Origin of the sequence: Azonexus sp., assembly GCF_041909095.1 — a bacterium.
Classification (GTDB): Bacteria; Pseudomonadota; Gammaproteobacteria; order Burkholderiales; family Rhodocyclaceae; genus Azonexus.
On the sequence record NZ_JAYREB010000015.1, the window covers coordinates 1 to 21,018 of the forward strand.

Here is a 21,018-nt window from a genome sequence, read left to right on the forward strand (position 1 = left end):
CGTTCATTCGCATGCGAAGCGCTATCTTGCGCTTCTCCTTTTGTTGCTCTGGACTGAGCTTGCGGGCGTCTTCTTTATCCATGCCAATATCATACCACAAACGCCCTATATATTTGCCGGGTTAATATCCAGCTTCCTTCTATGATTCACTGTCGGGAGAACTAACTCGGCTCGGCTTTCCAAGACAAGCAGCTTTATGAGTGACAGGTGATCGACGCATTCCGCACAGACTAACAGACTTACTGAAGAGCAGCTTCATCCGAGATCCTTTCATAGGCCTTTCGACGAGCAGGTTTCAGGGCGCAGCAGCCGTTCAAGTGACGGCTCTCCTGAGTGGACGAATTTCCGCCCCTGGCCGGTTGCAGAACTTCCGTTTCGACCGATTGCCCCCCGACCTCAACGTCGCCCTGCCCTCTCCTGCCCTCTCCTGTGGCAACAAGATTGGCTCTGTCATTCACTCGAAATGCCATCCATGGACCGCAAATTGCCGCTCAAGATTTTCCCGTCACCTTCAGTTCCGTCTCGCTTTCGATACCGCGATTCACAAGCGTGGCCAGCACCAATTCAGCCCGCCGACTGGGCAACCCGCCCCCCTGAATTCACCTCCTGACCACATCTCGCCAGCCAGTCAGGCGGCAGGCCTCCCGCTCATGACTATCCTCACCGCCGTAGATCAGGATGGGCTTGCGGCTTGGGGTGTCGGCGCTGAACTTCTGCCATTTCTTCACACCGTCCAGCCAGTCGGCGGCGAAGGTGCTGCCGGATTTGATTTCGACCGGCTGCAGTCCGTCCGCCGTTTCGTACACCACGTCGATTTCGTTGCCCGAGCTGTCGCGCCAGAAGTAGAGGTCGGCGGGCTGGCCGGTGTTGAAACGCTGCTTGATCAGTTCTGACACCACCCAGGTTTCGAAAAGGGCGCCGCGGGCGGCATGGGTGCTGATCGACGCTTCGTCACGGATGCCCAACAGCCAGGCCATCAGGCCGACATCGAGGAAATACAGCTTGGGCGACTTGACCAGGCGTTTGCCGAAATTCTGAAAATACGGCGGCAGGCGGGTGACCAGATAGCTGGCTTCCAGCACCGACAACCATTCCCGCGCCGTCACCGCCGAGATGCCGCAATCCGCCCCGAGCGCCGCCAGATTGAGCAGTTGCCCAGAGCGGGCCGCGCACATGCGGACGAAGCGCTGGAACTGGGAGAGATCGCGCACCGCGATGATCTGCCGGACATCGCGCTCCAGATAGGTCGCCACGTAGTTGGAAAACCAGTCGCTGGCCGCCAGTTCGCGCAGGTAGATTGCCGGATACCCGCCGTTCAGCAACAGGCGATCCAATGTCGGCGGCACGCAGCCGCCGTCCTGCATTTCCGGCAGCGACAGGGGCAATAGCTCGACGCGCCCAACCCGCCCGGCCAGCGACTGGCTCATTCCGGCGATCAGGTCGAACTGGGCCGAGCCGGTCAGGATGAACTGCCCCATGAGCTGCCGCGCGTCGACCACGCCTTGCAACCAGGACAACAAGGCCGGGCAGCGCTGCACCTCATCGAGAACCGCGCCTTCCGGAAAACGCGCCAGGAAGCGCTTGGGGTCGTGTTCGGCGAATTCGCGCTCATCCGGGTTTTCCAGCGAGACATAGGGCTTGTCGGGGAAACAGGCTTTGGCCAGCGTGGTCTTGCCGGATTGGCGCGGCCCAGTGATGGCCAGCACCGGAAACCCCCGGGCCAGTCGTTCCAGTGCTGCACGGGCTTGGCGTGGATACATGGAGACCTTTCTTTGCAAATCGAAAGTTTTGATTTCGATTTGCAAAGAATAGCATCAACAAACCGGAGTGGGCGGACAAACCAGCGATACGAGCAGCAATCCGGGATCAAGCCTCGGCACCGGGTCGGGAAAGCGGACTGCCGCCGTCACTCGCCAAGCAGAGCCAAGACGATCCGGTAACGCTCCTGCAGCACGGGATGCCGTAGCGGGTCCGGGCGCAAGCGCCTGAACTGCCGTTGCCACCATCCCCGGGAACGCGCCATGGCAGCGGGCACCCTTTCCCGGACTTCGTTCTCGGACCAGCCTTCCATTTCAGGCATCGGGTTGAGCCCGCTGAAGTTACCGATGAAGACGGGCGCCACTTCGTCGCGCAGGATGTTCGCCAGTTCCGCCGCGCCGACCTCCGCCGCGCGCAGCGTTTGCGCGATGCTTCGGTAGTCGTAATCCTGCAATTCGCGCGCGACGAAAAGTTCGGCCAGGGCAGTCCACACCTGGACACGGTTTTCGGGTTCGGAAGCGGGTGGAGCCATCGTTCAGCGCACAGCCAGGGAGGGCAAGTGGGCGGGATCATAGCATTCCATTGGCTTACTCCCGCGCCATGGAATGCTGCGGCTTGCGGTGGTCGACCGCCCACTTCACCCCCGCTTCACAATCCCCCGCCCCGACTTCGCCCTGCCCTCACTTGCGGCGGCGAGACTGGCTCCGTCATTCACTCAGGGAGCCTTTCATGGACCGCAAGTTGCTGTTCAAGATTATTGCCGTTGTCGTCATGTCCATCCTGCTGCTGGTGCCGCTGGCGCTGATCGAGGGGCAGATTCGGGATCGTAGCCAGCGCCAGCACGAGGTGCAGCAGAACATTGCCAACAGTTCGGCCGGCGCACAGACGCTGGTCGGGCCGGTGATCCTGCTCGAATTCCGCGAGCAGGTGCAGGAGCCGACGCGCGATCCGGCCAGCGGCAAGATCACCGGCACGGTGTCGCGCATCGAGACGCAGCGCCAGTTGATCTCCGCCGAGAGCCTGAACATCGACGGCGCGGCGCGGGTGGAGAACCGCCATCGCGGCATTTACCAGGCGCGGCTGTTCCATCTTGACCTGGCCAACCAGGCAAAGCTGGTGATCGAGCCCTTCGCCGCCAGCGCGCCGGAGCGCACGCTGCTTGATGCCGAGGCGACGCTGGTGCTCGGGGTGGCCGATCCGCGCGGGGTCGATGTCGATCCCGAGGTGACGATCAATGGCCAGCCCTTCCGTTTCATCACGCCGGGCAACCGGCTGGAGACCGGCGAAGCGCTGAAGATGCCACAGTTGATCGTGCCGCTGGGGCGCATCGACCCGAGCAAGACGCACAGTTTCGACGTGCGCTTTCCGCTGCAGCTGACCGGCACCACCCGCCTGGCGATCACGCCGAGCGCGCAGAGCAACCGGATTCACCTGAAGTCGGACTGGCCGCATCCCAATTTCGGCGGCCGCTTCCTGCCGCGCGAGCGCAGCGTCGGCGCCGACGGCTTCGATGCGCAGTGGGCGATTTCCCACCTCGCCCGCGATTTCGACCGGGCGCTGGACCCGACTTCGGGCGAGGCCCTGTCCATCGACTTCGTCGATCCGGTGAATGTTTACCTGCAATCAGAGCGGGCGGTGAAGTACGGCATCCTGTTCATCGTCCTCACCTTTGCCGGCTTCTTTCTCACCGAAATCCTGCGCCGCGCGCCGATCCATCCGATGCAGTACCTGCTGGTCGGGCTGGCGCTGGCGCTCTTCTTCCTGCTCCTCATCGCCTTGTCCGAACACCTGTCGTTCGCGCTGGCTTACGGGCTGTCCTCGCTCGCCTGCATCGCGCTGATCGGCTTCTACCTGGCCGGCGCGCTGGGCGGCGCGCGGCGCGGGCTGGCCTTTGCCGGCGGCCTCACCGGCTTGTATGGGGTGCTGTACGGCGTCCTGCTTTCGGAAGACAACGCACTGCTGATGGGCGCCCTGCTCCTCTTCACGGCACTCGGCACGATCATGCTCGCCACCCGCCGCGTCGATTGGCACAGTCTGGCCGGCAAGACGGAGCAGGCCTGATGGCGGCGCTCGCCCTGCCCCTGCGCGGCGCCCCGGCGCGCCGCCGGCCCGGCGCGGCGACACTGGCGGCCAATCTGTGGCCGCTGGTGCTGCTGCCCTCGGCCTGGTATTACCAGCACCCGCTGCTGTTCGGCCTGCGTCACGTCGAAAGCGCGCTGCTCTGGGTGCTGCCGCTGCTCGGCCTGCTCTGCTGGCGGCGGCTGCCTGGCATCGCCCGCGTGCTGCTGCTCGGTATCGGGCTGCTGCTCGGCTGGCAGGCGCTCGACTACCGCCTGCAGCGCCAGGCGGTGCTCGCCGCCGGGCCGACAATGCGCGCGGTCGGCGGGCATTTCATCGTCGGTTACACCGATCTCGACGAAGTCCGCGAACTGGCGGCCAAGGGCTTGATCGGCGGCATCTACATCGGCCGACGCAACGTGCGCGGCCGCAGCCTGGCCGACGTGCGCGCCGAGATCGCCGGCCTGCAGGCGCTGCGTGCACAGGCCGGCCTGCCGCCGCTGATCGTCGCCGCCGACCAGGAGGGCGGCCGGGTCAATCACCTGTCGCCACTGCTCGAACGCCTGCCGCCGCTGGCCGGCGTCACCGAACAGCCCGACCCCGGCCGCGCCGCGCAGGCCTACGGCGCGCGTCAGGGCCAGGCGCTGGCCGGTCTCGGCGTCAATCTCAACTTCGGCCCGGTGGTCGACCTGCGCCCGGCTGACCGACCTGCCGGCGACAGGTTCAGCGACATCCCGGCGCGCGCCATCGGCAGCGATCCGGAAGACGTCACCGAAATCGCCGCCGGCTACCTCGACGGCCTCGCCGCCAGCGGCGTACGCGGCACGCTCAAGCATTTTCCCGGCCTCGGCCGGGTCGACCGGGACACTCACCTGCACCCGGCCCGGCTGAGCGAAACGCCTGCCGAACTGGCCACCGACTGGCTACCCTTCCGCAGCCTCGCCGGCCACGCCGGCAGCGCGCTGATGCTCGGCCACGTCACGCTCGAAGCGCTCGACCCGCAACGCGCCGCATCGCACTCGCCGGCCGTCGTCCGCCTGCTACGCAAGGACTGGGGCTACGACGGCGTGCTGCTCACCGACGACCTCAACATGGGCGCGGTCTACGACCTCGGCATCGGCAAGGTGGCAAGCGAAGCGCTGGCCGCCGGCGTCGACCTGGTACTGGTCAGCTACGACCCGCGCCAGGTCTACCGGGCGGTTTACGGCGCGGCAGCGGCGCTGGCAGACGGGCGACTGACGGCAGAAAACCTGGCGGCAAGCAGGCAAGGGCTGGCGACCTTGACCGGCACGCTGCGCAGGGAATAGACGGCGAACCGCGCCCCTGAGCGGGCCTTGAACACAGTACCGCGTCATTGACGCCCCTCCGGCGCTGCACTAGGCTTGCCGCGTGGCACGCCTTTCCAGGCGGGTTCGGGTTGCCTGCAATCCGGCCACGCCGGGGCTACCCCGGCGGTTTTCTCGCAGTTGGACTTTTCATCGCCTGAACCTCACACGCCGCTGGCGTGGCCGGTTCAGGCAGGACACGACAGGCTGGAAAGGGCGCCACGCCCGCAGGCGCGCAACATGGATGATCCCGACGACCGCGACGACGACTTCGACCCGGAGGACCTGCTGCCGGCCAGGGCCATGCGCGCGGTCGCCAGGGGACTGGTGCACGCCTTCCTCGCTGGCAGCTCCGACCCCGCCAGCCTGCGCGAACGCGGCCGCCACGCGCTGGGCGAGAATCCGCGCTGGTTGCCGTCGCTGGTCCTGCATCTGCGCCAGGAATTCGGCGCGCCGTTCACCGCCCACCAGCACGACGCGCTGCTCGAAGCGGTGCTGGCTTACCGCCACTTTCGCCAGGCCTTTCTGCCCTGGTGCATCCGTCCGCGCATCCGCGCCCATTTCGCCTTTCATCCACCGATGGGCGAACCGCCCGCCGCGCTCGCCGGGTTGGCCGTGCCGGCACTCGCCACGCCCGGCGAGCTGGCCGACTGGCTCGGCCTGCTGCCCAACGAACTGGCCTGGTTCTGCGGCAACTGGCAGGTAGCGCCAAGCCAGCCGAAGCTGGATCATTACCGCTATCGCTGGCTGCGCAAGGCGAGCGGCGGCGCGCGCCTGATCGAAGCGCCCAAGGAAACGCTGCGCGCCATCCAGCGCCGCATCCTGCACGGCATTCTCGACAAGGTGCCGGCGCATGCGGCGGCGACCGGCTGCGTGCGCGGTCTGTCGGTGGTCGACAATGCCCGCCGCCACGCCGCCTCGCCCTTGCTGCTGAAAATGGATCTGCGCGATTTCTTTGCCAGCATCCCGGCCGGGCGCGTCTTTGCCCTGTTCCGCACCCTCGGCTACCCAGCGGCCAGCGCGCACTGCCTGACCCAACTGTGCACGCACGCAACGCCGATGCGCGTCTTGCGCCAGGTGCCGCAGGACGAATATGCCAGCCTGGAAAGCCGCCGCCAGGCGCAGGCATGGGCGCGACGCTTCGCCAGCCGCCACCTGCCGCAGGGCGCACCGACTTCGCCGGCACTGGCCAACCTCTGCGCCTGGCGGCTGGACCTGCGACTGGCCGGACTGGCCCGCGAATGTCGCAGCGGCTACAGCCGTTACGTCGACGACCTCGCCTTTTCGCTGCCTGTGGACGATGCGCCCCGCGCCCGCCGCATCCAGTTCCTGGTCGAGGAAATCATCATTCAGGAGGGCTTTGCCCCGAACTGGCGCAAGACCCGCCTGTGCCCGGCCAGCCAGGCGCAGATGCTGACCGGTCTGCTCATCAACCGCCATCCCAACCTGCCGCGCGCCGAGTACGACCGGCTGAAAGCCATCCTCACCAACTGCCGCCGCCACGGCCCAAGGGAACAGAACCGCGATCAGCACCCGGATTTCCGCGCCCACCTGCAAGGCCGCCTCGCCTGGTTGCGGCAAGTGAATCCGGCCAAAGGAGAGAAGTTGCTGGCGCTGTTCGGGCAGATCGACTGGGCGTGATCGCGCCATCTCCCGTGGCCAACGGCAAAGCCCGCTCGCCCGCAGGCAAAGCGCGAAAAACCGCCGCCCCCCGCCCGCTCTGCTAAAATCCTGCGTCCGTTTTTCCGGCGCCCGTTCCATTGGCATGGCGCCCCTCCCGTGGAGATTTCACCGATGTACCAGTCCCCCCTGCTTCAGGATCTGCATGAGCGCGGCCTGATCGCCCAGCTCACCGACGCGGAAACGCTCGACAAAATGCTGCAGGAGGAGAAGATCACGCTGTATTGCGGCTTCGATCCGACCGCCGACAGCCTGCACCTCGGCCACCTGGTGCCGGTGCTCATCCTCAAGCGCTTCCAGCAGGCCGGCCACAAGCCGATCGCGCTGGTCGGCGGCGCCACCGGCATGATCGGCGACCCGAGCTTCAAGGCCACCGAGCGCAAGCTCAACACACCGGACGTGATCGCTTCCTGGGTCGGCAAGATCCGCGGCCAGGTCGAACCCTTCCTCAGCTTCGACAGCGCCAACGCGGCGCTGATGGCGAACAACCACGACTGGTTCGGCGCCATGAACTGCCTGGAATTCCTGCGCGACATCGGCAAGCACTTCTCGGTCAACGCGATGATCAAGAAGGAATCGGTGCAGCAGCGCCTGGTGCGCGAGGACCAGGGGATTTCCTACACCGAGTTCTCCTACAGCCTGCTGCAGGGCTACGACTTCGCCGAACTCTACAAGCGCCACCAGTGCGTGCTGCAGGTCGGCGGTTCCGACCAGTGGGGCAACATCACCGCCGGCACCGACCTCACCCGCCGCCTGCACCACACCCAGGTCTACGGCATGACCGTGCCGCTGATCACCAAGGCCGACGGCACCAAGTTCGGCAAGACCGAATCCGGCGCCGTCTGGCTCGACCCGAAGAAGACCTCGCCCTACGCCTTCTACCAGTTCTGGCTGAACACGGCCGACGCCGACGTCTACAAGTTCCTCAAGTTCTTCACCTTCCTGCCGGTGGCGCGCATCAACGAGATCGAAGCGACGGACCAGGCCAGCGGCGGCAAGCCCGAAGCCCAGCGCATCCTGGCCGAGGAAGCCACCCGCCTGGTGCACGGCGAAGTTGCATTGATGGCGGCACGGCGCATCACTGAATGCCTGTTCTCCGGCCAGCTCGCCGACCTGACCGAGAACGACCTCGAGCAACTGGCCCAGGACGGCATGCCCGGCATCGCGCTCGACAGCGCCGCCGACAGCCTGATCGACGCTCTGGCGGCAAGCGGCCTGGCCAAGTCGAAGTCGGAAGCGCGCACTTTCATCCAGGGCGGCAGCGTAACGATCAACGGCATCAAGGCCGACTCGCTCGACCACCGCCTCGTCGGCGACGACCGCCTCTACGGCCGCTTCAGCATCCTGCGCCGCGGCAAGAAGCAGTACGCGATGCTGCGCTGGCAATAACCCTCACCCGGAACCGTCATGGACTTCCTGTTCAATCCCGAAATCTGGATCGCCTTCTTCACGCTGACCGCGCTGGAGCTGGTGCTCGGCATCGACAACATCATCTTCATCTCGATCATTGTCGACAAGCTGCCCAGGGAAACCCGGGAGTTCGCACGCAAGCTCGGCCTCTTCCTCGCCATGTTCATGCGCATCGGCCTGCTGCTGGTGCTGTCGTGGATCGTCGGCATGACCGAGCCGGTGTTCACCGTCTTCGATACCGGCTTCTCCGGGCGCGACCTGATCCTGATCGGCGGCGGCCTGTTCCTGCTCTGGAAGAGTACCGGCGAAGTGCACCAGTTGCTCGAAGGCGAGGAAGGCGAGGAATCGCGCAAGATCGCCAACAGCTTTGCCGGAGTCATCGTGCAGATCATGCTGATCGACCTCGTTTTCTCGCTCGACTCGATCATCACCGCCGTCGGCATGGTGCGCGAGGTGGGCGTGATGATCGCCGCCGTCGTCGCCTCGGTCGGCCTGATGATGCTGTTCGCCGGCGCCATCGGCAAGTTCGTCTCCGACCACCCGACGATCAAGATGCTGGCCCTGTCCTTCCTCGTCGTCGTCGGCGTCGTGCTGATCGCCGACGGTTTCGGCCACCATGTGCCGAAGGGCTACATCTACTTCGCGATGGCCTTCTCGGTCGGCGTCGAGATGCTCAACCTGCGCCTGCGCAAGAACGCCGCCAAGCCGGTCGACCTGCGCGAGCCCTACGTGCGCGAAGAAGGCGAAGGCTGAGCGATGCGCCAGTTGCTGCTCGACCTGCTGCCGGAGAGTGCGCCCAGCCTGGACAATTTCGTCACCGGCCCCAACGCCGAGACGGTTGCCGCGCTCACCGGTTGGCTCGCCGGTTCGCCCGCCGACACCGCCTTCTGCCTGTACGGCGGCGCCGGTTGCGGACGCAGCCACCTGCTGCAGGCGAGCGCTTTCGCCTACCACGACGCGGCGGCCGATCCGGCGCTGCACGGGCTTGGCGACGCCATGCAGGTAGCGGTCGATAACGTCGAGTCGCTCGACGACGCCGGCCAGATCGCGCTGTTCAACTGTTTCAACCACCTCAAGATGGACGGCGGCCGCCTGCTCACCGCCGCCGCCCAGCCGCCCGCCCACCTGGCGCTGCGCGAGGACCTGCGCACCCGCCTCGGTTCCGGCCTGATCTACCGCCTGCAGGCGCTGAGCGACGCCGAAAAGGCGGCGGCACTGGCCACCCAGGCGCGCGAGCGGGCACTGAAGCTACCACCGGAAGCGATCGACTACCTGCTGCGCCACGCGCCGCGCGACATGCGCTGGCTGTCGGCCTTCATCGTCGCCCTCGACCAGCACACCCTCGAACACAAACGCGCCGTTACCCTGCCCTTGCTGCGCGAACTGCTCAATCACGAAAGCCCCGCATGAACCTCGCCCTGTTTGACCTGGACAACACTCTGATCGCCGGCGACTCCGATTTCGAGTGGGCGCAGTTCCTGATCGCCAAGGGCGCGGTCGACCGGGAAATCCAGGAAGCCAAGAACGTCGAGTTCTACGAGCATTACAAGGCCGGCACGCTCGACATCGGCGCCTTCCTCGAATTCCAGCTGGCGCCGCTGACCCGCCATTCGCGCCAGGAACTCGACGCCTGGCATGCGGAATTCATGGACCGCCACATCCGCCCGATCATCGGCGACAAGGCGCGCGCCCTGGTCCGCGAACACCTCGACGCCGGCGACCTGTGCGCCATCGTCACCGCCACCAACAGCTTCGTCACCGGCCCGATCGCCCGCGAATTCGGCATCCCGCACCTGATCGGCACGATTCCGGCGGTCGATCTGAAGGATGGCACCTTCTTCGGCACGCCGACCGGCACGCCGTCGTTCCAGGCGGGCAAGATCGTCCGCGTCGAACAATGGCTGGAAGCGCACGGCCTGTGGTGGGGAAGCTTCGAGACCACCAGCTTCTACAGCGATTCGCACAACGACCTGCCGCTGATGAAGCAGGTAAAAATGCCGGTTGCCGTCGACCCGGACGACAGACTGCACGCTTACGCGAGCGAAATGGGCTGGAAAATCATCACTTTGCGGTAAAATCCCCGTCTTTACGTCGCGCCCCATGCGCCTGCCCCTCAGGAACTCGTGATCCGCAAATTCATTTCCCGCGTTTTCAGCGGCAAGAACAACCGCGCCGGCCGTAACGAACCGGTCGTCATCCCGGTCTCCGGCCACGGCATCACCCGCGACCGTATCTCCAGCGGCAGCCGGCGCACCTGCGAGACCCTGCAGGCCGAAGGCTTCAAGGCCTACGTCGTCGGCGGCGCCGTGCGCGACCTGCTGATCGGCGCCGAGCCGAAGGATTTCGACGTCGCCACCGACGCCACGCCGGAAGAGGTCAAGCGCGCCTTCCGCCGCTCGCGCATCATTGGCCGCCGCTTCCAGATCGTGCACGTGATGATGGGCCAGGAGCAGATCGAGGTCACCACCTTCCGCGGCGAGCTCGGCGAAGACACCAAGAAGGACGAACACGGTCGCGTGCTGCACGACAACGTCTTCGGCAGCCAGGCGGAAGACGCGGCGCGCCGCGACTTCACGGCCAACGCGCTGTACTACGACCCGACCACGGAAACGGTGCTCGACTACCACCACGGCGTCGGCGACCTCAAGGCGAAGACGCTGCGCATGATCGGCGAACCGCGCGCCCGCTACCGCGAAGACCCGGTGCGCATGCTGCGCGCCGTGCGCCTGGCGGCCAAGCTCGGTCTCGCCATCGACCCGGCGGCGAAGAAGCCGATCCGCGAGATGGCCGGCCTGCTGGAAAACGTCCCGGCCGCCCGCCTGTTCGACGAAATGCTCAAGCTGCTGACCTCGGGCCACGCCGTCAAGTGCATCACCCAGTTGCGCGACGAGGGCCTGCACCACGGCCTGCTGCCGCTGCTCGACGTGATCCTCGAACAGCCGATGGGCGAGCGCTTCGTGATGGCGGCGCTGGCCAACACCGACGAGCGCATCCGCCGCGGCAAGGGCAGTTCGCCCGGTTTCCTGTTCGCCACCCTGCTCTGGCACGAAGTCCTGGCGCACTGGGAAAAGCTCATGGCCGCCGGCGAGACGAAGATTCCGGCGCTCTACCAGGCGATGGATACGGTGCTCGACGTACAAGCCGAGAAGCTCGCGATCACCCGCCGCATCGCTGGCGACATCAAGGAAATCTGGGCCCTGCAGCCGCGCTTCGAACAGCGCACCGGCAAGCGCCCCTACGCGCTGCTCGAACATCCGCGCTTCCGCGCCGGCTACGACTTCCTGCTGCTGCGCGGCGAAGCCGGCGAGATCGACAGCGAAATCGGTGCCTGGTGGACGGCCTTCCAGCATGCCGACGGCGAGCGCCGCGCCAACATGCTGCTGCCGGAAGCCGCCGGCGACAAGAAGAAGCGCCGGCGCAAGCGCAAGAAACCGGCCGCCGAACCCGAAGCCTGAGATGGCCATTGCCTACATCGCCCTGGGCGCCAATCTCGGCGACCCGGCGTCCACGCTCCGCACCGCCTTTGCCGCGCTCGCTGAACTTCCGGACAGCCGCCTGCTCGCCCGCTCGGCGCTCTACCTGAGCGCGCCGGTCGGCCTGACCGGCCAGCCGGACTTCGTGAACGCCGCCGCCCATATCGAAACCACGCTGCCCCCAGAGGCGCTGCTCGACGCACTGTTCGCCATTGAACAGCAGTTCGGCCGGCTGCGCGGCGAACGCAATGGCCCGCGCACGCTCGACCTCGACCTGCTGCTCTACGACCAGCAGGTCATTTCGACGCCGCGTCTGACCCTGCCGCACCCGCGCCTGCACCTGCGCGCCTTCGTCCTGCTGCCACTGGCCGACCTCGACCCGGCACTGCGCATCCCGGGCCGCGGCACGCTCGCCGCCTGGCTGCCGGCGGTCGCCACCCAGGGCATCCGGCGGCTCGACGCCTGACACTTGCAGCCACGGCGCCGCTGTGTATCCTAGGCGTCCGATTCATAGGAGCGAATCCCCCATGTCCGCACAAACCGTCACCCGCCGCCTGACCCAGGCCGACCTGGCCAAGCTTTACCAGGCCGGCGAAAAGGTCGTCATGTTCACCTGCTACGACGCCAGCTTCGCGCGCCTGCTCGACGGCGCCGGAATCGACTGCCTGCTGATCGGCGACTCGCTGGGCAACGTCGTTCAGGGCCACGACACGACGCTGCCAGTCACCGTCGCCGACATCGCCTACCACACCGCCGCCGTCAAGCGCGGCTCGGAGCGCGCCTTCGTCCTCGCCGACATGCCTTTCGGCAGCTATCAGGAATCGCCCGAACAGGCTTTCCGCAACGCCGTCGCCCTGATGGCCGCCGGCGCCCAGATGGTCAAGCTCGAAGGCGGCGCCGAGATGGCAGCGACGGTGCGCTTCCTGGTCAGCCGCGGCATCCCGGTCTGCGGCCACCTCGGCCTGACGCCGCAGTCGGTGCACGTGCTCGGCGGCTACAAGGTGCAGGGCAAGGGCGAAGCCGCCGCCCAGCGCCTGAAGGACGACGCGCTGGCACTGCAGGAAGCCGGCGCGACGATGATCGTCCTGGAAGCGATCCCCGCCGCGCTCGCCGCCGAAGTCACCGCCGCGCTGCACATCATCACCATCGGCATCGGCGCCGGCAAGGACTGCTCCGGGCAGGTCATGGTCGTCCATGACGCCTTCGACATCCCGCCCGGCCGCAAGGCCAAGTTCGTCCGCAACTTCATGGACGGCGCCAGTTCGCTGCACGACGCCGCCTGCCGCGCCGCCGCTGCCGTTCGCGACGGTAGCTACCCCGGCCCGGAACATACCTACGCCGGCTGATCCCGCCGGCCCACACCCCCCAACGCCATGCAAATCCATTCCGCCATCGCCGACCTGCGCGCCGCCCTCTCCCAGCGCGGCCGCATCGTCTTCGTCCCGACCATGGGCAACCTGCACGCCGGCCACATCAGCCTCATGGAACAGGCCCGCGCGCACGGCGACACCGTGGTCGCATCGATCTTCGTCAATCGCCTGCAGTTCGGCCCGAACGAGGATTTCGACAAATATCCGCGCACCTTTCAGGCCGATTGCGACAAGCTCGCCGCCGCCGGCGTCGACGTCCTGTTCGCGCCGACCGAGGCCGACCTCTACCCGGAGCCGCAGGAATACTTGATCGAGCCGCCGGGCATCCAGAACATCCTCGACGGCGAATTCCGCCCCGGCCACTTCCGCGGCGTCGCCACCGTCGTCACCAAGCTGTTCAACTGCGTCCAGCCGCAGGTCGCGCTGTTCGGCAAGAAGGATTACCAGCAGTTGATGATGATCCGCAACATGACGCGCCAACTGGCACTGCCGATCGCCATCATCGGCGGCGAAACGGTGCGCGCCGAAGACGGCCTCGCGCTCTCGTCGCGCAACGGCTACCTGAGCGAGGCCGAGCGCGCCGAAGCGCCGCGCCTCTACCGCACGCTCAACGAAATCGCCGCCGAACTGCGCGCCGGCAACGCCGATTTTGCCGGCCTCGAACAGGCCGCCACGGCCAAACTGGCGGCTGCCGGCTGGCAAACCGACTACATCGCGATCCGTCGCCGTCACGACCTGGCAGCGCCGGAAAACCTCGACCAACCGCTGGTGATCCTCGCTGCCAGCCGGCTCGGCAAGACCCGCCTGATCGACAATCTGGAGGTCTGAACCCCACCATCATGCCTGATGCATTTCTTTACAAAAGAAATGCATTTTTATCATAAACTCCTCCGCGTAAATCATCTTGACCACGCGCCAAGCGCATTTTTCAAGGAGTACAGGCAATGGCGACAGACCTCATCGATCGCGACACCATCGATTCCACTTACGACATTCCCGGCGACATCCGCAACGTCTGGCTGGGCAAGGGCAATGACACGCTGACCATCGGCGGCAATGCCAACTACGTCAACACCAGTGACGGCAACGACAGCATCACCATCGCCGGCAGCGTCGATTGCGTGGACGCTGGCAAGGGCGACGACCAGATCGACATCGGCGGCGACGCCAAACATGTGCTGCTGGGCAGCGGCAACGACACCCTGAAGGTCGGCGGCAACCTCGGCTGCGTCGTTAACGCCTGCGGCGGCGGCGACGACCAAGTCACCGTTGGCGGCAACCTCGGCCACGCCAACCTGGGCGACGGCAACAACACGGTCACCGTCAAAGGCAGCGCCGACTGTGTCATCACCGGCCAGAACAACGACACTGTCCTCGTCACAGGCGATCTCAAGCATGCCTGCGTTGGCAGCGGCAACAATCTGATCGTCACCGGCGGCAATGCTGACTGCCTGGTCGCCGGTAGTGGCAGTGACCGCATGTTCGTTTTCGGCAGCCTCAAGCATGCCAACATGGGCGGCGGTGACAACTGTATCGTCGTCGACGGCAATGCAGAGTCGATCATCGGCTGCGGCGACGTGGACGCGGTCAAGACCGGCGGCAATCTCAAGCATGCCTGCCTGGGCGACGGCGACAACGCTGTCCTCGTCGGCGTTGCTGGCGGCAACGCCGTTACCGGCGGTGATGTCGGCTGCCTGGTCACCGGCAACGGCAACGACCGCTTCGTGATTTATGGCAACGCCGACCACATCAACATGGGCAGCGGCAACAACCAGGCCTACATCTCGGGCAACGTTGACTGCTCGGTGATTGGCCACTGGGACAGCGACAGCCTGCAGGTCGACGGCAACCTGAAGACCACCTGCCTCGGTTCCGGCGACGACCAACTGGTGGTCAGGGGTAGTGCCAACTGCGTCAACCTCGGCGACGGCCAGGACACCGCCTGGATCGGCACCAACGCATGCATCGTCGATGCCAGCTGCGGCAACGACACGGTCTATGTCGGCCAGAACGATGGTCGCGTCTATATGAGCTTGGGCGACGACACCCTGGCGCTGGCAGGTTTCGCCGACCGCAGCGTGGTCGATGGCGGCCTTGGCAATGACACCTTGCAATTGGTTGGTGACGCCGCTGACTACACAGTCGATTCGAGCTGGAATGGCAAGAAGCTGGAGATCACCAACAACGCCACTGGCGAAAAGATGACTGCCTGGTGGTTCGAGGATCTGCAGTTCATCGACGCCAGCGCTGTCCCGGTCAACGATTACATCGACCCGAACTTCATTGAGGACGTGTACAACATTCAGTGCTTCAACACTGACGTCAGCAATATGATCTAATCCAAGCTGCAGCGAGTTGATTGAGCAACTCGGACACAGGGGGCGCAAGCCCCCTTTTTTGGTTTTCGCAACCCCGTATCGTGAGCCTGCCCACGGATGAACCGCCACATCCTGCCGCCCCTGCATTTCCCGCACCCCCACGCCACTCTGGAACAGGCACTCAAGCTCTGCAAGAACAGCTTCCTGAGCATCGCCGCCTTCAGCATGTTCATCAACCTGGCCATGCTGGTGCCGGCCATCTACATGCTGCAGGTCTATGACCGGGTCGTGGTTGGCAGCAGCTTGCCGACGCTCTATGTCCTGACCCTGCTGCTGCTCGTCTTCATGGCCGCCATGGGACTGCTCGACTGGGCGCGCCAGGACATCATGCGGCGGGTCGGCAACCGCCTCGACATCCTGCTGGCGACACCGCTTTTCGACGTCGGCTACCGGCAGGCGGTCTATTCCGGCGGATTGGTGTCCGGCACGCAACCACTGCAAGATCTCAAGGGCATCCGGCAGTTCATCGCCAGCAACGGCCTGTTCGCCTTTTTCGATGCGCCCTGGGTTCCCCTCTACCTCATCGTGATGTTCGCCTTCAACGTCTGGATCGGCGTTGCCGGCGTGCTCAGCGCCCTGCTCCTGATCGCCATCACGGTCGCCAACGAACGCCTCACCCGCCAGCCGCTAAAGGAATCGGGCCAGGAATACGAGGAGGCCAACGCCTCCCTGAACCGGCTTTACCGCAACGGCGAAGTGATCGCTGCCATGGGCATGCTCGGCCTGATCCGGCAGCACTGGTTGAAGCGCACCAGGAGCGCCATGCTCAAGCAGAACGCGGCGGCTGATACCTCGTCGATGCTGACCGCGCTCTCGAAGACGCTGCGCATCGTCATCCAGTCGCTGATCCTCGGCCTCGGCGCCTACCTGGCGATTCAGCAGGAGATCTCGCCGGGCATGATGATCGCCGGCTCGATCCTGCTCGGCCGCGCCCTGGCCCCGATCGACCAGATGCTCGGCATCTGGAAGCAGTTCGCCCAGGCCAGGGAACAATACAAGCGCCTGAACACCAGCCTGCACCACGACCACCTGGTGGAAAGCGACATGTCGCTGCCAGCGCCGCAGGGCGAACTGCTGGTGGACAACATCACGGTCACCGCCCCCGGCAGCAACAGCGTGCTGCTGCACGACATCTATTTCCAGGTCCGCGCCGGCACCATCACCGGCATCATCGGCCCGAGCGCCGCCGGCAAATCGACGCTGGCGCGAGCCCTGCTAGGCATCTGGCCCTGCGCCAAGGGTAGCGTCCGCCTCGACGGCGCCGACATCTTCACCTGGAACAAGGCCGAGCTCGGCCCGCACGTCGGCTACCTGCCGCAGGACATTGAACTGTTCGAAGGCAGCGTCGGCGACAACATCGCCCGTTTCGGCACCCGGGATCCGGAAAAGGTCGTCGCCGCGGCGCGCAACGCCGGCATCCATGACATGATCCTGCGCCTGCCGCAGGGTTACGACACCCTGCTCGGCAACGCTGGCGCCAACCTTTCCGGCGGTCAGCGCCAGCGTCTGGGCATCGCCCGCGCCATCTACGGCTCACCGCGCCTGGTCGTCCTCGACGAGCCCAACGCCAACCTCGACCACCAGGGCGAAATGGCCCTGCTCGACACCCTGCAGATGCTGCGTCGCGATGGCGCCAGCGTCTTCATCATCACCCACAAGACCAATGTACTGGCCGCCGTCGACAAGCTGCTGGTCCTCGCCGACGGCAGCCTGTCGATGTTCGGTCCGCGCGACGCCGTGCTGGCCGAACTGAATCGCCACGCGCCGCCGCCCAAGCTCAAGGAAGTCGTCTGAGATGCACCCCCACAAGGAACTCCGCAGCAAGGCCCTGGTGCTGGGCGAAGACCGCTCGCTCGACGGCATCGTCGAAGAGGGACGCGCGCGCCGCGTCGGCTTCTTCGTCGTCGTCAGCACCTTCGTGCTGTTTGGCGGCTGGGCGGCCCTGGCGCCAATCGGCAGCGCCGTCGTCGCCCCCGGTGTGGTCAAGGTCGAACTCGATCGCAAGACCCTGCAGCACCTCGAAGGCGGCATCATCCACCAGATTCACGTCCGTGAAGGCGACCATGTCGAGCGCGATCAGGTGCTGATCACCCTCGAACAGACCCAGTTCCAGGCCGATCTCGACGTCGCGCGCAGCCAGACCCAGGCGCTGCTCGCCAGCGAAGCCCGCCTCAAGGCCGAACTGCAGGGTGCCAGCAGCATCGCCTTCCCGGAAGATTTTGTCGCGACCGATCCGGAAACTGCCCGCCTGATGCAGAGCGAGACCGCCCTCTTCAACGCCCGCCGCGCCTCGCGCAGCGGCGAGCTGCGGGTGCTCGAGGGGCGCATCCAGCAATCGGGATCGCAGATTGCCGGCCTCTCCCGGATCAACGGCAGCAAGCACGACACCCTGCGCTCCCTCGAATCCGAACTCGCCGACCTGCAGCGCCTGGTGGCCAAGAACTTCATCAGCCGGCACAAGCTGAACCAGACGGAGCGGCTGATTTCCGAACTGCAGGCCGAGATTGCCGAAAACGACGCCAACATCGCCAACCAGCAGGTCCAGCAGCAGGAAACCCGGATGCTGATCGATTTCCGCAAGTCCGAATTCCGAACCCAGGATGTCGATGCCCTGACCGAAATCCAGAAGCGTCTCGACGAGATGCGCAAGAAGAGCTTGTCGCTTGCCGACCGCGTCGAGCGCGCCAGCATCCGCGCCCCGGTCGCTGGTCAGGTCATGGGTCTGCAGGTCAACACGACGGGCGCCGTGCTGCGTGCCGGCACGCCGATCCTCGACATCGTGCCGGCCGGTGCCGCGCTGCTGATCGAAGCGCGCATCTCGCCCGCCGACGTCGACACCGTGCACACCGGACAACTCGCCGACATCCGCTTCACCGGCTTCAAGGCAACGACGACCCCGGTGGTCGAAGGCAAGCTGGTCTACCTGGCCGCCGACCGTCTGGTCGACCAGCACAGCGGCCTGCCCTACTTCAACAGTCACATCCAGCTCACTGCCACCGGCCTGAGCAAGCTGCAACAGTTGGGCCTGCAGATCCAGCCGGGGATTCCCGCTGAAGTCATCGTCAAGACCGGCGAACGCACCCTGCTGCAATACATCGTGCAACCGCTCAGCAACGTGCTCGCCCGCACCTTCCGGGAGCAGTGAATCCGCCAAAAAGATCGTTGACACGGGGGGCAATGCCGTTAAAATTCGCTTCCCCCAACTGTCTGGATGAGTGAAGCCATGCAGAGAACGATGTTGAAATCCAAGCTGCATCGCGTGACGGCAACCCACGCCGATCTGCACTATGAAGGCTCGTGCGCGATCGACGAAGATCTGCTGGAAGCGGCCGACATCAAGGAATACGAGCAGATCGACATCTGGAACGTGAACAACGGCGAGCGTTTCACGACCTATGCCATCCGTGCCGAACGCGGCTCGGGCGTCATCTCGGTCAACGGCTCGGCTGCCCGCCGTGCCGCACCCGGTGACATCCTGATCATCGCCACCTTCGCCACGTACACCGAAGTCGAACTGGCCAGACACGAACCGTCGCTGATCTACGTCGACTCGCAGAACCGCATCGTCCGCCGCGGTCACAAGATTCCGGTCCAGGCCGCCGCCTGACGAGCGCAGTTTCGACGCAGTCCTGCCGCGAAGGCCCGCCCATTGGCGGGCTTTTCTTTTTCTGTACAATTCGTTCCACAATGTTTAACAAGAAGCTGGAGACGATTGATGGGCGTGATTTTCGCCAAGACAGAGAAAGGCCAGACCGAACTGACGCAGAAGAGCGGCGGGCTGACGCCACGCCAGCGACGGGTGCTGATCATGGTCGACGGCAAGCGCAGCGTCGACGAACTGCGCGAACTGCTGCAGAGCGACGACCTGCAGCACACCCTGGGCCTGCTCGAGGAATCCGGATTCATCGAAATCGGTGGTCTGCTGAACGCAACCGGCACCCCTCAGGCAATGCCTGCCGGGCCGCTGCCGGCCATCGACGCCTTCCGTCCGCCGCCCGATCCGCCCAGTCCCAAGGACATGGCACTGGCGCGCAATTTCATCCAGAACACGCTGAAGACCTTCTGCGGTCCGTTCGCTCATCTGGACATCGTCGAAGCCGCCTACGCCGCGACCAGCCATGAAGAATTGCGTCAGCAATTCGCCCCCTGGTTCAACGCCATCGTCCAGACCCGCGACGGCAAGCGTCGCGCCGAGGAATTGCGCAGCCTGCTCCTGCGCGTGATCTGATCCGCCGCGCCAGACGCGGCCTCCCTGACCGCCAAAGGCGGGCGAAAGAAGCTTGTTTCGCCCGCCTTTTTTGCTCAATGCCCGGGCCTCGGCAAAGGCTGGAAAGCGCCACCGGATGGGGCTCCGGCAGCGGCGACAAGATCGGTGAAATATAGTTCCGCGATACGCAATCAATTTTTGTTGCAACGCAACAGGTTTTCCTTATACTCGGCCACCTCACGAACATGAACGCGGCGCAACTGCTTTCATGCCACCGGGGGGAGCAATCAACCCGCCTCCCCCTCCCGCAGGCTGGATCCGACCTCCGACTGCCCCGTGATGGATGCCGCACTCCAGCCCTCAAGGCCCCCCCGCGGTCTCCAGACAATTCTCTTGAAATATCTTTCGCGCATTCTTCGCCGTCGTCCCGACCTGGCGAGGCAATCGCATTTTGCTTGTGGAGAGCGGTGGATGGGTTTTGCGAATCTGGCTGTTTCCGGTCTGTTCATGCTGGCGCTCGGCCTCGCGCTTGGCGGCATGCTGGCGTTCGCCAGCCGGAAACTGGCGGTGCTTGAAGATCCGCGTATCGACGAAGTCGAAGGCCGCCTCCCCAAATCGAACTGCGGCGCCTGCGGCGAAGCCGGCTGCCGCGCCTTCGCCGAGAAGGTGGTGGGCGGCGCCGTGCAGCCCGCTGCCTGCTCGGCAAGCTCGCCGGCACAACGCCAGGAAATCGCCGATTATCTCGGCATCGCCGCCGGCACGGTCGAAAAGAAGGTCGCCCGCCTGGCCTGCTCGGGCGGCCAGCACGTCGCCTTCCTGCGCGCCCGCTACGCCGGCCACCCCTCCTGTCGCGCGGCAGCCGTCGTTGCCGGCGGCGGCAAGGAATGCGCCTGGGGCTGCCTGGGACTCGGCGACTGCGCCAGCGTCTGCAGCTTCGGTGCCATTACCATGGACCGCCACGGCCTGCCGCAGGTCGATGTCGACAAATGCACCGGCTGCAACGACTGCGTCGAAATCTGCCCGAAAGGCCTGTTCAGCGTCGAACCGCTCAGCCGCCAGTTGTGGGTGGCCTGCCGCAACCAGGCGGACGGGCCGACCGCCGAAGCCGCCTGCGAAGTCGCCTGCACCGCCTGCGGCCGCTGCGTCCAGGACGCGCCGGGCGAACTGATCAAACTCAACGGCAATCTCGCCAGCATCAACTACGAGCTCAACGAACTGGCCAGCCGCCACCCCATCGAGCGCTGCCCGACCGGCGCCATCGTCTGGTACGAGCGCCCGGACCACGCCGTCAAGGGCGCCGCCGCGCGCCGCATCCTGCGCCAGGAAGCCCTGCCGCTGGCACACTGAATTTGCAAATCC

The 21,018-nt window shown here is 65.5% G+C and carries 19 protein-coding genes; 17 read left to right on the forward strand and 2 right to left on the reverse strand.

The window, feature by feature from the left end:
• Positions 1–599: 599 nt before the first annotated feature.
• Both ACE3OV_RS17850 and ACE3OV_RS17855 read right to left on the reverse strand, forming a co-directional pair.
• Entirely contained in the window at positions 600–1,760 is a 1,161-nt protein-coding gene (locus ACE3OV_RS17850) for an ATP-binding protein (protein WP_374328855.1), read from the reverse strand.
• Between the two features lie 146 nt (positions 1,761–1,906).
• Positions 1,907–2,251 carry a hypothetical protein gene (locus ACE3OV_RS17855; RefSeq protein WP_374328857.1) on the reverse strand — a complete coding sequence of 115 codons (345 nt, stop codon included), beginning with the start codon at positions 2,249–2,251 and terminating at the stop codon, positions 1,907–1,909.
• Positions 2,252–2,487: 236 nt separating this feature from the next.
• Between ACE3OV_RS17855 and creD the strand changes: the two genes are divergently transcribed.
• The 17 genes from creD (at position 2,488) to ACE3OV_RS17940 (ending at position 21,006) form a co-directional block, all read left to right on the forward strand.
• A complete protein-coding gene (creD, locus tag ACE3OV_RS17860) occupies positions 2,488–3,819 on the forward strand; it encodes a cell envelope integrity protein CreD (protein WP_374328858.1) in 1,332 nt (443 codons plus the stop codon).
• Positions 3,819–5,123: a glycoside hydrolase family 3 N-terminal domain-containing protein gene (locus tag ACE3OV_RS17865; RefSeq protein WP_374328859.1), complete on the forward strand. Its 1,305-nt coding sequence runs from the start codon at positions 3,819–3,821 to the stop codon at positions 5,121–5,123. Before creD ends, ACE3OV_RS17865 begins: the two co-directional genes overlap by 1 nt.
• Positions 5,124–5,381: 258 nt before the next feature.
• Positions 5,382–6,782 carry a reverse transcriptase family protein gene (locus ACE3OV_RS17870; RefSeq protein ID WP_374328860.1) on the forward strand — a complete coding sequence of 467 codons (1,401 nt, stop codon included), beginning with the start codon at positions 5,382–5,384 and terminating at the stop codon, positions 6,780–6,782.
• A gap of 153 nt (positions 6,783–6,935) precedes the next feature.
• Positions 6,936–8,210, forward strand: coding sequence for a tyrosine--tRNA ligase (gene tyrS / locus ACE3OV_RS17875; protein WP_374328861.1), 1,275 nt, complete (start codon positions 6,936–6,938; stop codon positions 8,208–8,210).
• Between the two features lie 18 nt (positions 8,211–8,228).
• Entirely contained in the window at positions 8,229–8,984 is a 756-nt protein-coding gene (locus ACE3OV_RS17880) for a TerC family protein (RefSeq protein ID WP_374328862.1), read from the forward strand.
• Between the two features lie 3 nt (positions 8,985–8,987).
• A complete protein-coding gene (gene hda, locus ACE3OV_RS17885; protein WP_374328864.1) occupies positions 8,988–9,641 on the forward strand; it encodes a DnaA regulatory inactivator Hda in 654 nt (217 codons plus the stop codon).
• Positions 9,638–10,306, forward strand: coding sequence for an HAD family hydrolase (locus tag ACE3OV_RS17890; RefSeq protein ID WP_374328866.1), 669 nt, complete (start codon positions 9,638–9,640; stop codon positions 10,304–10,306). Before hda ends, ACE3OV_RS17890 begins: the two co-directional genes overlap by 4 nt.
• Before the next feature lie 48 nt (positions 10,307–10,354).
• Complete coding sequence (gene pcnB / locus ACE3OV_RS17895) at positions 10,355–11,686, forward strand: polynucleotide adenylyltransferase PcnB (RefSeq protein ID WP_374328867.1); 1,332 nt, start codon at positions 10,355–10,357, stop codon at positions 11,684–11,686.
• Between the two features lies 1 nt (position 11,687).
• Positions 11,688–12,170, forward strand: coding sequence for a 2-amino-4-hydroxy-6-hydroxymethyldihydropteridine diphosphokinase (gene folK, locus ACE3OV_RS17900; protein WP_374328868.1), 483 nt, complete (start codon positions 11,688–11,690; stop codon positions 12,168–12,170).
• 61 nt (positions 12,171–12,231) lie between these two features.
• Positions 12,232–13,050 carry a 3-methyl-2-oxobutanoate hydroxymethyltransferase gene (panB, locus tag ACE3OV_RS17905; protein WP_374328869.1) on the forward strand — a complete coding sequence of 273 codons (819 nt, stop codon included), beginning with the start codon at positions 12,232–12,234 and terminating at the stop codon, positions 13,048–13,050.
• A 27-nt stretch (positions 13,051–13,077) separates the two neighbouring features.
• The gene (gene panC / locus ACE3OV_RS17910) at positions 13,078–13,902 is read left to right on the forward strand and encodes a pantoate--beta-alanine ligase (protein ID WP_374328871.1); all 825 of its coding nucleotides are present in this window, start codon (positions 13,078–13,080) and stop codon (positions 13,900–13,902) included.
• A 116-nt stretch (positions 13,903–14,018) separates the two neighbouring features.
• A complete protein-coding gene (locus ACE3OV_RS17915) occupies positions 14,019–15,413 on the forward strand; it encodes a hypothetical protein (RefSeq protein WP_374328872.1) in 1,395 nt (464 codons plus the stop codon).
• Positions 15,414–15,509: 96 nt separating this feature from the next.
• Positions 15,510–17,246, forward strand: a complete 1,737-nt coding sequence (locus ACE3OV_RS17920; RefSeq protein WP_374328873.1) for a type I secretion system permease/ATPase — start codon at positions 15,510–15,512, stop codon at positions 17,244–17,246.
• A 1-nt stretch (position 17,247) separates the two neighbouring features.
• A complete protein-coding gene (locus tag ACE3OV_RS17925; protein ID WP_374328874.1) occupies positions 17,248–18,597 on the forward strand; it encodes an HlyD family type I secretion periplasmic adaptor subunit in 1,350 nt (449 codons plus the stop codon).
• Positions 18,598–18,675: 78 nt separating this feature from the next.
• The gene (gene panD / locus ACE3OV_RS17930) at positions 18,676–19,059 is read left to right on the forward strand and encodes an aspartate 1-decarboxylase (RefSeq protein WP_374328875.1); all 384 of its coding nucleotides are present in this window, start codon (positions 18,676–18,678) and stop codon (positions 19,057–19,059) included.
• Between the two features lie 108 nt (positions 19,060–19,167).
• Entirely contained in the window at positions 19,168–19,680 is a 513-nt protein-coding gene (locus ACE3OV_RS17935; protein ID WP_374328876.1) for a hypothetical protein, read from the forward strand.
• 450 nt (positions 19,681–20,130) lie between these two features.
• Entirely contained in the window at positions 20,131–21,006 is an 876-nt protein-coding gene (locus tag ACE3OV_RS17940; protein ID WP_374328877.1) for an RnfABCDGE type electron transport complex subunit B, read from the forward strand.
• Positions 21,007–21,018: the final 12 nt, after the last annotated feature.

Excerpts from the sequence above, each read along its gene's own strand:
- ACE3OV_RS17920 (WP_374328873.1), top strand. The coding sequence starts at position 15,510 with ATGAACCGCCACATCCTGCCGCCCCTGCATTTCCCGCACCCCCACGCC.
- ACE3OV_RS17935 (WP_374328876.1), top strand. The coding sequence starts at position 19,168 with ATGGGCGTGATTTTCGCCAAGACAGAGAAAGGCCAGACCGAACTGACG.
- ACE3OV_RS17865 (WP_374328859.1), top strand. The coding sequence starts at position 3,819 with ATGGCGGCGCTCGCCCTGCCCCTGCGCGGCGCCCCGGCGCGCCGCCGG.
- hda (WP_374328864.1), top strand. The coding sequence starts at position 8,988 with ATGCGCCAGTTGCTGCTCGACCTGCTGCCGGAGAGTGCGCCCAGCCTG.
- ACE3OV_RS17890 (WP_374328866.1), top strand. The coding sequence starts at position 9,638 with ATGAACCTCGCCCTGTTTGACCTGGACAACACTCTGATCGCCGGCGAC.
- panC (WP_374328871.1), top strand. The coding sequence starts at position 13,078 with ATGCAAATCCATTCCGCCATCGCCGACCTGCGCGCCGCCCTCTCCCAG.
- ACE3OV_RS17925 (WP_374328874.1), top strand. The coding sequence starts at position 17,248 with ATGCACCCCCACAAGGAACTCCGCAGCAAGGCCCTGGTGCTGGGCGAA.
- ACE3OV_RS17940 (WP_374328877.1), top strand. The coding sequence starts at position 20,131 with ATGGGTTTTGCGAATCTGGCTGTTTCCGGTCTGTTCATGCTGGCGCTC.
- ACE3OV_RS17915 (WP_374328872.1), top strand. The coding sequence starts at position 14,019 with ATGGCGACAGACCTCATCGATCGCGACACCATCGATTCCACTTACGAC.
- ACE3OV_RS17880 (WP_374328862.1), top strand. The coding sequence starts at position 8,229 with ATGGACTTCCTGTTCAATCCCGAAATCTGGATCGCCTTCTTCACGCTG.
- folK (WP_374328868.1), top strand. The coding sequence starts at position 11,688 with ATGGCCATTGCCTACATCGCCCTGGGCGCCAATCTCGGCGACCCGGCG.
- ACE3OV_RS17870 (WP_374328860.1), top strand. The coding sequence starts at position 5,382 with ATGGATGATCCCGACGACCGCGACGACGACTTCGACCCGGAGGACCTG.
- tyrS (WP_374328861.1), top strand. The coding sequence starts at position 6,936 with ATGTACCAGTCCCCCCTGCTTCAGGATCTGCATGAGCGCGGCCTGATC.
- panB (WP_374328869.1), top strand. The coding sequence starts at position 12,232 with ATGTCCGCACAAACCGTCACCCGCCGCCTGACCCAGGCCGACCTGGCC.
- panD (WP_374328875.1), top strand. The coding sequence starts at position 18,676 with ATGCAGAGAACGATGTTGAAATCCAAGCTGCATCGCGTGACGGCAACC.
- ACE3OV_RS17850 (WP_374328855.1), bottom strand. The coding sequence starts at position 1,760 with ATGTATCCACGCCAAGCCCGTGCAGCACTGGAACGACTGGCCCGGGGG.
- creD (WP_374328858.1), top strand. The coding sequence starts at position 2,488 with ATGGACCGCAAGTTGCTGTTCAAGATTATTGCCGTTGTCGTCATGTCC.